General features: G+C 71.6%; 12 protein-coding genes and 2 pseudogenes. 10 read left to right on the top strand and 4 right to left on the bottom strand.

Annotated elements, in window-relative coordinates; translation table 11 throughout:
* Positions 1 to 9: 9 nt before the first annotated feature.
* The 6 genes and pseudogenes from ACFW2G_RS11800 to ACFW2G_RS11825 all read left to right on the top strand — a co-directional run.
* Positions 10 to 498, top strand: a complete 489-nt coding sequence (locus ACFW2G_RS11800) for a DMT family transporter (RefSeq protein WP_384451942.1) — start codon at positions 10 to 12, stop codon at positions 496 to 498.
* Positions 495 to 1034, top strand: a complete 540-nt coding sequence (locus ACFW2G_RS11805) for a DMT family transporter (RefSeq protein WP_384451945.1) — start codon at positions 495 to 497, stop codon at positions 1032 to 1034. Before ACFW2G_RS11800 ends, ACFW2G_RS11805 begins: the two co-directional genes overlap by 4 nt.
* Entirely contained in the window at positions 1031 to 2239 is a 1209-nt protein-coding gene (locus tag ACFW2G_RS11810; protein WP_384582112.1) for a questin oxidase family protein, read from the top strand. The genes ACFW2G_RS11805 and ACFW2G_RS11810 overlap by 4 nt, the downstream gene beginning before the upstream one ends.
* A gap of 38 nt (positions 2240 to 2277) precedes the next feature.
* Positions 2278 to 2970: a uracil phosphoribosyltransferase gene (gene upp / locus ACFW2G_RS11815; RefSeq protein WP_384582110.1), complete on the top strand. Its 693-nt coding sequence runs from the start codon at positions 2278 to 2280 to the stop codon at positions 2968 to 2970.
* A 12-nt stretch (positions 2971 to 2982) separates the two neighbouring features.
* Positions 2983 to 3402 (top strand): NUDIX domain-containing protein, encoded by a 420-nt coding sequence (locus ACFW2G_RS11820; RefSeq protein WP_384582108.1) that lies wholly within the window; start codon positions 2983 to 2985, stop codon positions 3400 to 3402.
* Between the two features lie 49 nt (positions 3403 to 3451).
* A pseudogene (locus ACFW2G_RS11825) lies at positions 3452 to 3760 on the top strand (MFS transporter); the annotation flags it as partial.
* Positions 3761 to 3841: 81 nt separating this feature from the next.
* Here the strand turns inward: ACFW2G_RS11825 and ACFW2G_RS11830 are convergent.
* The 3 genes and pseudogenes from ACFW2G_RS11830 to ACFW2G_RS11840 all read right to left on the bottom strand — a co-directional run.
* Positions 3842 to 4852: pseudogene (locus ACFW2G_RS11830) on the bottom strand (transposase); the annotation flags it as partial.
* A gap of 253 nt (positions 4853 to 5105) precedes the next feature.
* The gene (locus tag ACFW2G_RS11835) at positions 5106 to 5984 is read right to left on the bottom strand and encodes an undecaprenyl-diphosphate phosphatase (protein WP_037929191.1); all 879 of its coding nucleotides are present in this window, start codon (positions 5982 to 5984) and stop codon (positions 5106 to 5108) included.
* Between the two features lie 48 nt (positions 5985 to 6032).
* Positions 6033 to 6761: a TVP38/TMEM64 family protein gene (locus ACFW2G_RS11840; protein WP_037929188.1), complete on the bottom strand. Its 729-nt coding sequence runs from the start codon at positions 6759 to 6761 to the stop codon at positions 6033 to 6035.
* A gap of 49 nt (positions 6762 to 6810) precedes the next feature.
* Here ACFW2G_RS11840 and ACFW2G_RS11845 point away from each other — a divergent pair, with 49 nt between their 5' ends.
* From ACFW2G_RS11845 to ACFW2G_RS11860, 4 genes are all read left to right on the top strand, one after another.
* The gene (locus tag ACFW2G_RS11845; protein WP_384455077.1) at positions 6811 to 7527 is read left to right on the top strand and encodes a DNA alkylation repair protein; all 717 of its coding nucleotides are present in this window, start codon (positions 6811 to 6813) and stop codon (positions 7525 to 7527) included.
* 262 nt (positions 7528 to 7789) lie between these two features.
* On the top strand, positions 7790 to 8971 hold the full coding sequence (gene tuf, locus ACFW2G_RS11850; RefSeq protein WP_384455078.1) for an elongation factor Tu: 1182 nt from the start codon (positions 7790 to 7792) through the stop codon (positions 8969 to 8971).
* 97 nt (positions 8972 to 9068) lie between these two features.
* Positions 9069 to 9926 carry a patatin-like phospholipase family protein gene (locus ACFW2G_RS11855; protein ID WP_384449455.1) on the top strand — a complete coding sequence of 286 codons (858 nt, stop codon included), beginning with the start codon at positions 9069 to 9071 and terminating at the stop codon, positions 9924 to 9926.
* Between the two features lie 151 nt (positions 9927 to 10077).
* Entirely contained in the window at positions 10078 to 10869 is a 792-nt protein-coding gene (locus tag ACFW2G_RS11860) for a spermidine synthase (protein WP_384449607.1), read from the top strand.
* Here the strand turns inward: ACFW2G_RS11860 and ACFW2G_RS11865 are convergent.
* Complete coding sequence (locus tag ACFW2G_RS11865; protein WP_384582107.1) at positions 10856 to 12256, bottom strand: MFS transporter; 1401 nt, start codon at positions 12254 to 12256, stop codon at positions 10856 to 10858. The genes ACFW2G_RS11860 and ACFW2G_RS11865 overlap by 14 nt on opposite strands.
* Positions 12257 to 12303: the final 47 nt, after the last annotated feature.

Below are 12303 nucleotides of genomic sequence, written 5' to 3' on the forward strand. Positions count from 1 at the left end.
GGCGGCGAAGTGATCGGACGATCGAAGGACTGGCTCCTGGGCATCGCGGGCGGTGTGCTGCTCGCGACGATGCTCCACTACAACAGCCTGCTGGCGAAACACACGACGCCGGCCTACGCGTCGTGGGTGGCCCACGGGGTGGGAGCCGTCGTGGCGTTGCTGCTCGTGCTGCTGACCACGTCGGGAGTCAGGCTGCGCCGCGCGGAGCGGGGCGGCGAGGCGGAACCGGCGGCGCCGACGAAGCGGCCTCTCTGGTTCTACCTGGGCGGCATCCCCGGCGCCTTCACGGTCATGCTGGGCGCGATCACCGTCAACGGGAGCCTGTCGCTGTCCGGGACGATTGCCTTCATGCTCGTGGGCCAGATCCTCTTCGGCCTCGTGTCCGACCACTTCGGGCTGTTCCAGACGCCGAAACGGCGCATCGTCCCCATGGACGCCCTCGTGGCGCTCTGCGTCCTCACGGGCAGCGCGCTGATCCTCTTCGGAGGCACCCAGTGATCCTCTCCATCCTGCTGGCACTGCTCAACGGCGCGTTCATCGTGGCGAGCCGCGCCATCAACGGTCGCCTCAGCACCGTCATCGGCCCGTTCCGGGCCTCGCTGTGGAACCACCTGGTGGGGTTCCTCTTCCTCACCACTGTCCTGGTCCTACTCAGCCAGTGGGAGTTCGGGGCGAAGCCGCCGCTCGTCGCGTACATCGGCGGTGTGGTCGGGGCGCTGTTCGTGGTCGTGAGCAGCTACGTGTTCCCCCGGCTCGGCGCGATGAACGCGGCACTGCTGGTGATCAGCGGCCAGATGATCACCGCCGTCCTCATCGACTGGCAGAGCAAGAGCGTCACGCCCGGCCCCCTGCGCTGGCTCGGGGTGGTTCTCGTACTGCTGGGCGTCTACCTGTCCCGGGTCGCGCAGACGTCGCGTGAAGCCAGGAACGAGGACGCCGAGAACAACGACCCCACGAGCGAAGACCCCAAGAACAAGGACGCCGACGCCAAGGGCGACCAAGACGACGACAAGCACAAGGAGCAGGCGAAGTGATCGACTCGCCCGTGGTCAAGAAGCTGCTGAACGACCGCAGCCACCACATCGAATTCAACGGCCACCTCAGCAACCACGTCAAGCACGCCGTGGTCGCCCTGGCCCGCCTCGGCATGTCCCCGGAGCGCATCCAGGACTACTACGAGAACTACGCACGGCTGACCACGTACGGCCACGGCCTCGAACCGGCCCGCCCCTCCACGCTCGACATCACGGACGACAACTGGCGGGACTTCCTGGGCCGCCGCACCGGCTTCGCCTCGTACTACGCGTACTTCGACCGCAAGGTGGCCGAACTGGGCATGGCGGAGGTGCTGCGCCGCTACAGCCCGGACCTGGTCCCTGGCTGGGTCGGCGCCTTCACGCACGCTGCCATCCACCTCGGCTGGGCGCTGGACGCCGAGAGCCGCTGCATGGCGGTGGAGGGCCTCGCATACATGGCGTTCGCGTCCGTGCCGAGCCACCCCGACCGCATACGGCGCGAACAGGCCGCGCACCGGCGCCCCGAGGACGCCACCCCCATGGACTCCCTGCTGCGCGTCGCCGCCGCCTGGGATGCCGACCGCGAAGCGCTGCGCACCTGGGCGCAGGACGTCGGCACCGTCCCGGAAGCGGGCGCTCCGGAAGGCGTCCACCCCGAACTCGTACGCTCCGGACTGCAGTTCCGCAATGCCCGCATGCTCGACGTCGGACACCCACTCATGTACGACGCTCCCGCCTGGCTGGACGCACCGGACACCGCGGCCACCTGGGAGCAGCTGTACTACGCGGTCACGCTGCTCTACCTGGCCCGGCCGGGCGACTTCGTCCTGCTGCACCTCATCACGTCCCTGTACGCGATGGAGCAGATCGCCGAGCACCTCCCGGAGGAACAGCGCCGCGACGTCATCGCCTGCTACTGGACCGGGATGCTGGGCGTCGTCCTCGCCCAGGCCCAAGTGCCGAAGCGGGCCAAACTCGCTGCCCTGCACGCGCTGTTCCAGGGCGTCGTCGACGCCGGACCGGACGGGCTGCGCCGCATGGACTGGGAGCTCATCACCGCCCGTTCCTTCGAGGAGGAGGAAGAGCACAACCCCAAACTCGTCCACGTCATGCGCCGGATGTGGGAGCGCACGGGCGGGCTCTCGGTCTACCGGACGGCCGCGGGCCAGTTCACGGACACGCCGCCGCTGCCGCCGTCCTTTGAAGAACCGCCGAACGAGTGACCACAAACCCGAGCGACCACCGAAAGGACCAACACGACATGGTGAGCACGACCGCCGCAACCACGACCGCCACGGCCACCGCCGATCCGACCGCACTCGTGCACCTGCTGCCGCAGACCAACCAGCTGCGTGCCCTCCACACCGTCATGCGGAACCGCCAGGCCCGCCGCGAGGACTTCGTCTTCGCCGCCGAACGGGTCGTGCGGCTGCTGGTGGAGGCGGCCCTGGAGTTCGTCCCGTACGAGAAGGACGACGTCACCACGCCGGTCGGCGCCACGTACGAGGGGCTGCGCCCGTCCCGCCAGGTGTGCGGCGTCTCCGTCGTGCGGGCCGGCGAGAGCATGGAGGGGCAGCTGCGCGCCGTGTGCCCGTCCCTGCGCATCGGCAAGATCCTCATGCAGCGGGACCCGGAGACCAAGCTCCCCCGGCACTACTGGACGAAGCTCCCGGGCGACATCGCCGACTGCCACGTGCTCCTGCTGGAGCCGATGCTCGCGACGGGCGGCACGGCCGTCGCCACCATCCAACTGCTGCTGGAGCAGGGCGTGGCCGAGGAGAACGTCGTGTTCGTCAACCTCATCACCGTGCCCGAGGGCATCGAGGCGGTCACGCGGCGCTTCCCGAAGGTGCGCATCGTGACGTCGTCCATCGAGGAGCGCCTCAACGAGGACGCCTACATGGTCCCGGGCATCGGCGACTTCGGCGACCGCTTCTTCGGCACGGACATCTGAGGGCAATCAGCGATGGACTCCGTCCCCGAGGTGATCGAGAAGGCGGCGTGGCTGTGCCTGGACAGCGGCCGCCTCCTGGTCGCACGTACCCACGGCCGGGACGCCTTCTACCTCCCCGGCGGCAAGCCGGAGCCGGGCGAGAGCGTCCGGGAGGCGCTGGTCCGCGAGGTGCGCGAGGAACTGGGCGTCGAACTGCTGCCGGAGAGCGTGGCGCTCCAGTTCGTGGTGGAGGCGCCGGCCCACGGCGGGAGGCCGGGCACGGTGGTGCGGATGGCCTGCCACAGCGCCGAGCACGTGGGCGTACCGGCACCGCACAGTGAGATCGCCGAGGTCGCCTGGCTCGGGTACGGCGAGGGCGACCGGGAACGCCTGAGCGTGGCCGCCCGGACGGTCATGGCCCGGCTTGCGGCCCAACGAATGGTGTTCGTCTGAAGAACTGCCCGCCGGCACCCTGGTTGACCGCTGTGACCGCCGCAAGGTGATGCTGTGGTGCGACGCGATCCGGCTGCCGGCCTTCCTCGCGGTGGGCGCCGCGGCCTTCGCCGGGCAGGTGTGGGTCCCGTTCGTGATGGCCGCGGCCTTCGTGGAGGGCTCGCTGGGCATCTTCTACCAGCGTGCCGAGCAGGCCGTCGTACGCAATGTCGTGCCGCCGGGCCGGCTGCCCGCGGCCCTGTCGCAGAACCAGGCCAGGGGCGCGGCGATCGGGCTCCTCGGACAGCCGCTCAGCGGACTGATGTTCACGATGTCCCGCTGGATGCCGTTCGCGTTCACGGCGGTGGCGAACGTCATCGGGCTGCTGTGCGTCCTCTTCCTGCGCCGCGACCTGCGGCCCGCACCGACCGAACCGCCGAAGAGCCTGCACGTCGACATCAAGACCGGTGTGGATCGTCTCGCTCATCACGCTGTCGGGGACCGTGGCGACGGTGGTGGCCACGTTCGTGATCAGGTTCGGGGCATCCGCCTGACCGCAGGTCTCGGTGAGGTGGACTTTGTATCCGTCCCACATCGTGTCGTGCTTCACGCTGCCGCGCGCCTCGATGTCATAGGGGGTGACCAGGCGCGTCGCGCCCGGCGGCCGGTCTTTTGGGTCCCGCCGCACCACCTCGCCCCCGGCCAGGTGGAAGTGCTGCACCCAGACCTGCCGCAGGATCTCCACCTGTTCCAGGTCGCGCAGTCCGGCGGGTGCGTCGGGCGAGGTCACGGCCGTGAGCAGCCGCATCCCGTCCGCCCCGATCCGCAGGCCGATCTCGTCCCGCTTGGCGTGGGCCTTGGGGAAACGGGAGTCCTCGGCCCGGGTGGCGTAGTGCCTGAACCAGTTGGGGTCGGCGACCTCCCGCAGCCGGTCGGGAGCGGCGACGGCCGTTGCGTTCAGTGCCGAGCGCAGCGTCTCGGCGACCATCTCCAGCCAGTTCAGTTCGCGGGCCGCCGACAGCACATGTGTGGAATCGGTCCGGGCCTTCCCGCCTGTGACCAGCAGGTTCTTCTCCCGGGCCGCGGCGAGGATGCCGTCCAGTACCTGCCGTGCGGCATCCGCCCCGGCCAGACGGTCCCGGAACTCCGAGAAGACCGAGAAATCGAAGCCCGGATCGCCGAGTTCCTATCCGAGCGCGTACTTGAAGTCGATCCTCGCCCGCACCGCCTCCGCGGCCTGCCGGTCGGTGAGCCCTTCCACGAACTGCAACACCAGCACGAGTGCCAGCCGACCCGGTGACCATGCAGGTTTCCCCCGAGCCGGGAACAGATCCGCGAACTGCGCATCGGTGAACAGCATCCCCAGCTCGTCCCGGACCCGGATCGCCAGGCTCCCCTTACGGAAGGCCGCCCGAGCCACCCGCACCGTCTCCGCCGGAATCTCCCCCGGCTCCTTCGGCTGCAACGACATCGACACCCTCCCCAAAAGACAACGTCGGCTCCCAAGACCACAACCGGGTCTTGGGAGCCGACGTCACGCACGGGCCCGAATAGACCAACAGCGTCAGCTGCTGTGCGGGCCCTCCTTTCTGCTCCCGACTTCGCAGGTGCGCACCTCTGGCTGCTCGTTTCCCGGTCTCCTTGGTGGGCAGGAAATGATCATGGTGCGGTGCTGCAATCAGGCGCTGGGAAATGCTGGACAGCGCTACCTGCGCGGCCCGGTTTCAGCTGCCGGACTCGCCCGCGTGCGGGCTCAGCACGTCCGTGCCCATCAGCACGAACAGCACGATGCCGAGCAGGATCCGGTAGATCACGAAGGGCATGAAGCTCTTGGTGGTGATGAACTTCATGAACCACGCGATCACGGCGTAGCCCACGCAGAAGGCGATGACCGTCGCGAAGACCGTCGGACCCCAGGAGATGTGGCCCGGCTCCTCGATCACGTCCTTGATCTCGAAGGCGCCCGAGGCCAGCACGGCCGGGATGGCGAGCAGGAAGGAGTAACGGGCCGCCGCCTCGCGAGTGAAGCCCAGCAGCAGACCGCCGGAGATCGTCGCACCGGAGCGGGAGACACCCGGGATCAGAGCCATCGCCTGGCAGAAGCCGAAGATCAGGCCGTCCTTGACGCCCAGCTGCTGGAGCGTCTTGCGCTCGCGGATCGCCCGGTGCCGGCCGCCCTCCTCGTCGCGCGCGGCCAGCCGGTCGGCGACGCCCAGCACGATGCCCATCACGATCAGGGTCGTGGCCGTCAGCCGCAGGTCGCGGGCCGGACCGACGATCGCGTCCTTGAAGGCGAGGCCGAGGATGCCGATCGGGAGCGAGCCCACGATCACCAGCCAGCCCATCTTCGCGTCCTGCTCGGAGCGCAGGGCCTTCGTGTACAGGGAACGGAACCAGGTGGAGACGATCCGCGCGATGTCCTTGCGGAAGTAGATCAGAACGGCGGCCTCGGTGCCGATCTGGGTGATGGCCGTGAAGGCCGCTCCTGGGTCGTGCCAGCCGGCGAATGCCGCGGTCAGCCGCAGGTGGGCGCTGGAGGAGATCGGGAGGAACTCCGTAAGCCCTTGGACGAGACCGAGGATTAGGGATTCGAACCAGCTCATGTCGGGGTGCGCTCGTCCTTGTGATCGTCGGGCAGTTCGGGTCCGATGCTAGGGCCCGTGCGAAGCGCCACTGACCACTGGGGGGTGTCCGGAGGCCAGTTCGTACGCCGGCCCGCCGGACCGAGGGGGCGCCAGACGGTGCCTTCTGCGCCAGCCCACGACCCCCGCGGCCACCACGGAGACCACGATGAAGCCGAACGAGACGAGGAACGCGGGGGATCCGGGGGAGGAGGCACTGGCCCCCGCGATCACGTAGGCCGTGGTGTTCGGGACCACGCCGAGCGCCGTCCCGAGCAGGAAGGGAGCCCAGCCGCAGCGGGATACCGCCGCGCAGTAGTTGGCCACCACGAAGGGCACGCCGGGGAAGAGGCGCACCGCCAGCATCGAGCGGAACCCGTGCCGGCTGAGCTGTCCGTCCGCCGATTCCAGCCAGCGCCCGCGCAGGAGCGGACGCAAAGCCTCCTGGCCCATCGCCCGGCCCAGCCCGAAGGCGATCCCCGCGCCCAGCACGGTGCCCCCCACCGCCGCGACGACGCCGAACTGCGTGCCGAAGACGGCTCCCGCGGCCAGGTTGAGCAGCGGGCGCGGCACGAACGCCGCCGAACACACGCCGTACACGGTCGCGAACAACACGACGGCCGTGCCCACCGGGAGTCCCGGCGGCCAGCCCTCCGAGAGGATCCGCTGGGGTTCGTAGACCAGCACGCACGCGCCGGCCGCTGCGAGCAGCACGACGAGCAGCGCCAGCCGGGCCCACGGCGAGAGGAGGAGGGACATCCCGGGAGACTAGCCCAGCCATGCGTCATCGCGCCGTAATCTGGGCCTCATGCCATCGAACGACGGGCGACCCCCCAGGGTTCCCCGCAGCACCCTGGCCGGCACCCTGCTGGAGCGGCTGACCGGGGCGTACGTGCCCGCGGCCGATCCCGCGCGGGCCGAGGCCATGACCGGTTACATGCAGCACGTGGCGCCCTTCCTCGGCATCCCCGCACCGCTGCGCCGGGAGCTGTCCAGGGCAGTGACGAAGAACACTCCCCGGCCTTCCGAGGCGGACGTCGCGGCGCTCGCACTGCGCTGCTGGCGACTCCCCGAGCGGGAGTACCACTACTTCGCGGTGGATTACCTGCGCCGCCACGTCGTCCGGTGCTCCTCCGGGCTGCTCCCGGTCGCCCGGCACCTGATCACCACCGTCCCCTGGTGGGACACCGTCGACCTGCTCGCCGCGCACACGGTCGGCCCGCTGGTGGCAGCCGACCCGGACCTCGCCCCGGTGATGGACGAATGGATCGGGAGCGAGGACCCGTGGCTCGCCCGCACCGCCCTCCTCCACCAGCTCCGCCGCAAGGGCACCACCGACGTCGGACGGCTCTTCGCCTACTGCCGCCACCAGGCCGGCCACCCGGACTTCTTCCTCCGCAAGGCCATCGGCTGGGCCCTGCGCGAGTACGCGAAGACGGACCCCGACGCGGTGCGCGCCTTCGTCGACGCCGAACGCGCCGCTCTGTCCCCGCTGTCCGTGCGCGAGGCCCTCAAGAACCTCTGACCTCCGGCCGGTTCACCCGTAAATCATTCGACGGAGGCGGAACGGTCCGCGAGTATCGGCCCATGTCCCGGTTCGCCTTCCCCGCAGCGCCGTCCGCAGTCGCGGACGCGCCGAAGGCTGCCGCATTCCCGGACGCAACCGTCCAGGCCGCCTTCGACGGCGCACGAAGCTGACCCTTCCCGGATCGTCCGGCGGACCCCGCAGGGGGAGGGTCGGCTCGGTTCAGGGGTCCCGTCCACGCTTCGAGCAACGGGAAGAGATCATGGCCAAGACGGCCTTCGTGCGGACCAAGCCGCACCTCAACATCGGCACCATGGGACACGTCGACCACGGCAAGACCACTCTCACCGCCGCCATCACCAAGGTCCTCGCCGAGCGCGGTGGCGCGTCCTTCGTGCCCTTCGACCGCATCGACCGGGCCCCCGAGGAGGCCCGGCGCGGCATCACCATCAACCTCACCCACGTCGAGTACGAGACCGACACCCGCCACTACGCCCACGTCGACATGCCGGGGCACGCGGACTACATCAAGAACATGGTCACAGGAGCGGCGCAGCTCGACGGCGCGATCCTCGTCGTCTCCGCGCTCGACGGGGTCATGCCACAGACCGCCGAGCACGTGCTCCTCGCCCGCCAGGTCGGCGTCGACCACATCGTCGTCGCGATCAACAAGGCCGACGCCGGGGACCCCGAGCTGACCGACCTCGTCGAGCTGGAGGTGCGCGAACTGCTCACCGCGCACGGCTACGGCGGTGAGGGCGCACCCGTCGTACGGGTCTCCGGGCTCGGGGCGCTGGAGGGCGACCCCCGGTGGACCGGGGCGATCGAGGCGCTGCTGGACGCGGTGGACACGTACGTACCCACGCCCGTGCGGTACACGCGGGCGCCGTTCCTGCTGCCCGTGGAGAACGTGCTGACCATCACCGGGCGCGGGACGGTCGTGACCGGCGCCGTCGAGCGCGGCAGCGTGCGCCTCGGCGACCGCGTCGCGCTCCTGGGCGGAGACGGCGAGCCGTCCGAGACGGTCGTCACCGGCCTGGAGACCTTCGGGAAGCCGATGGAGTCCGCCGAGGCCGGGGACAACGTCGCGCTGCTGCTGCGCGGGGTACCACGCGACGGCGTGCGCCGCGGGCACGTGGTGGCCGCCCCCGGCAGCGTGCGGCCGAAGCGGCGCTTCAGCGCGCAGGTCTACGTGCTCTCCGGGCGCGAAGGCGGCCGCACGACCCCGGTGGCCACCGGCTACCGGCCGCAGTTCTACATCCGCACCGCCGACGTGGTGGGGGACGTGGACCTGGGCGTTGCGGGCATCGCCCGGCCCGGCGAGACGGTCACCATGACCGTCGAGCTCGGGCGGGAGGTCCCGCTGGAGGCAGGGCTCGGCTTCGCGATCCGGGAGGGCGGACGGACGGTCGGCGCCGGGACGGTGACGGCCGTCCTGGACTGACCCGGCCGACCCGGACCCCGCTGTGGTGACGGCAGGATGGCTGCGCCAGACTGCCGTCACCACAGGCACGCGGACACGACCAAGGGGGCGGGCGGGCATGGGCGGCGACACGGCGCTGGTGCTGGGCGGCGGCGGACTGACCGGCATCGGCTGGGAGTGCGGAATCCTCTACGGCCTCGCCCGCGCGGGAGTGGACCTCACCACCGCCGACCTGATCGTGGGCACCTCGGCCGGCTCGGTGGTCGGCGCCCAGCTCGCCTCCGGACGGTTCAGCCCCCAGGAGCTGTACGAGCGCCAACTCGGCGACGCGGCGGGGGAGGCGGCCGCAAAGCTGGGGGCGGCCGTCTTCGCCCGGTACGCGCTGGCGATGGTGCGCTCGCGCAGCGACGCCACCGCCTACCGCCGCCGGGTGGGGGCCATGGCCCTGGCGGCGGACACCGGCCCCGAGGCGGACCGCCGCGAGGTGCTCGCGGCCCGGCTGGTCTCGCACGAGTGGCCCGAGCGGCGGTTCGTGGTCACCGCCGTGGACGCGCTCAGCGGTGAGCTCCGGGCCTTCGACCGGGAGGACGGCAGCGGGCTGGTCGACGCGGTGGCGGCGAGCTGCGCGGTGCCCGGGGTATGGCCCCCGGTGACCGTCGGCGAACGCCGCTTCATCGACGGAGGTGTCCGTTCCGCCACTAACGCGGACCTTGCCGCCGGATACGCCCGTGTGGTGGTCATCGCCCCGATCGCACTCGGCTCCGGGCTCGTCCCCGCACCGGCCGCCCAGGCGGCCCGGCTGCGCGAGGCGGGGGCGAAGGTCCTGCTCATCACCCCGTCGGCCACGGCCCGCAAGGCTTTCGGGCGCAACGTACTGGATCCGGCCCGGCGGGACCCGGCGGCCCGGGCCGGCCTGGCGCAGGCCGCGCAGCACACGGCCGCGGCCGCGGCCGTGTGGTCGGGCGGCCCGGACTGACGTCCGGGCTGGAGGACCACACGCCCGGGGGACCGGCGGGCCCCGGACCCGGACCCGGCCTCCGGGGTCCCGGGGCCTGCCGGACAATGGAGCGGTGAGCGACGAACGGATCCCGGTGACCCGGGACGTGGGCCAGGGAACCGCCAAGCTGATGCCGGACATCGACCGGGAACGGGCCTGGCTGCTGACCGTCGACGGGGCCCCTCAGTCCTATGTGGACCTGAACGATCCGCAGCACCTGGAATTCGAGTACGTCCGCCGCCTCGGGCACGTCCTGGACTGCGCGGCGGAGCCCGGGCTCCCGCTGGACCTGCTGCACCTGGGTGGCGGGGCCCTCACCCTGCCCCGCTACGCCGCGGCCACCCGTGCCGGTTCCCGGCAGGCGGTGGTGGAGTTCGACGCCGGCCTGGTCGAGTTGGTGGCCGAACACCTGCCGCTGCCGGAGGGGTCCGGGATCACCGTGCACACCGCCGACGCCCGGGCCTGGCTGGAGGCGGCGCCGCGGGGGAGTGCGGACGTGGTGGTGGCCGACGTGTTCGGCGGCTCGCGGGTCCCGGCGCAGCTGACCTCGCTGGAGTACGCGCGGGAGGCCGCGCGGGTGCTGCGGCCCGGCGGGCTGTACGCGGCGAATCTGGCCGATGGGGCGCCCTTCGACTTCCTGCGGGCACAGTTGGCCACCTTCGGCGCCGCCTTCGCGGAGCTCGCCCTGCTCGCCGAACCGTCGGTGCTGAGGGGGCGGCGCTTCGGGAACGCCGTGCTGCTGGCCTCCGACGCCCCGCTGGACGTGGTGACGCTGGCCCGCCGGTGCGCGTCCGACGCCTTTCCCGCCCGCGTCGAACACGGTGCCGGCCTGGCCCGCTTCGCCAGGGGCGCGGTCCCCGTACCGGATGCGGACGCGACCCCCTCGCCGGCTCCGCCGGAGGGCGCCTTCAGCCTGGGGTGATGTCGGACGAGGACGAGGACGGGGCCGCGGACGGGTCCGCGGACGGGAACGGTGTCGTGAACGGGGCCGGGACGGGCGCGGACGGCGTGGCGGCCGGCTCGAAGGCGACGGGGCCCCCGGTCGGGCGGACGGGCGGCTTGCGCGTCATCCGGCGCACGTCCGGGACCAGCAGGACCAGAGCGGTGACCACGACGACCAGGGATGCGCAGCCCCACAGCGCCTCGGTGCGGCCGAAGGAGGATTCGGCGGGCCCGGCCAGGGCCGTGGCCAGCGGGAGCATCGACACCGAGCCGAACCAGTCGTAGGCGGAGACCCGGGAGAACTTCTCCTCCGGGATCTCCTGGTGCATCGTCGTCATCCAGTTCACGCCGAAGACCTCGATCGCGGCTCCGCTGACGAACATCACCGCGCACAGCGCCCACACCGGCAGCGGCACTGCGAGTCCGGCCGACGGCAGCGCGAGCGGGAACACGCACAGCGTGCCGACTAGCAGCAGCCTCCGCGGTTTCCACGCGATCATCAGGACGGCCCCGGCGATGGTGCCGACGCCGAACAGTGCCAGGGCCAGACCCCAGGGAGCCGGCCCGCCCAGCCGGTCCCGGGCGACCAGCGGACCGTAGACCGCCTCCGCCGCGCCGACGACGGCGACGACGACGGAGAACTGGAGCACGATGCTCCACAGCCAGGGCCGGGTGCGGAACTCCACCCAGCCCTCCCTCAGGTCGGCCAGCAGGCCGCCGCCGGGTGACCGGTCGGGGGTGTGGCCGACGTCGAGGAAGGCGCGCAGGGCCCCGGCGATCGCGAAGGCGGCGGCATCCACGGCCAGCACCCAGCCCGGGCCCATCGCGGCAATCATGGCCCCGCCGAGGGCCGCTCCGCCGATGCCGGCGCCGTTCACGGCCAGGCGGAAGAGGGCGAAGGCGCGGTTGGCGTGTTCGCCGGAGACGGTGGAGAGGAGCATGCCCTCGGCCGCCGGGTTGAAGAAGGCCGTACCGGTGCCGCACAGCGCCGTCAGCAGCATCATCTGCCACAGCTGCGGGTCACCGGTGAGGACGAGCAGGGCGAAGACGGCCTGCGAGAGGCAGTTCAGGGCATTGGCGGCGACCATCACGCGGTGGCGCGGCAGGCGGTCGGCCACGGCGCCCCCGACGAGCAGGAAGAGGACGAGCGGCAGCGTGCGGGCGGCGGCGACCAGTCCCACGTCGCCACCCGAGCCGCCGGCCTCCAGGACGGCGAAGGCGGAGGCGATGAGCGCCCCGTGACTGCCGAGGTTCGTGACCACCGCCGCGCCCGTGAGCAGGGTGTAGTTGCGGCCCGCCCACTCCGGTCGGCCGCGGCTGTGGCGGGGCGCCGGGGTACGGTGCGGTGCGTCGGGGGGAGAACTCACTCCCGGACTATCCCCGGCCCGGCCGGGGAAGTCCAAATGGATTACCG

The organism is Streptomyces sp. NPDC058880 (assembly GCF_042742535.1).
In the GTDB taxonomy this organism is placed as follows: Bacteria; Actinomycetota; Actinomycetes; order Streptomycetales; family Streptomycetaceae; genus Streptomyces.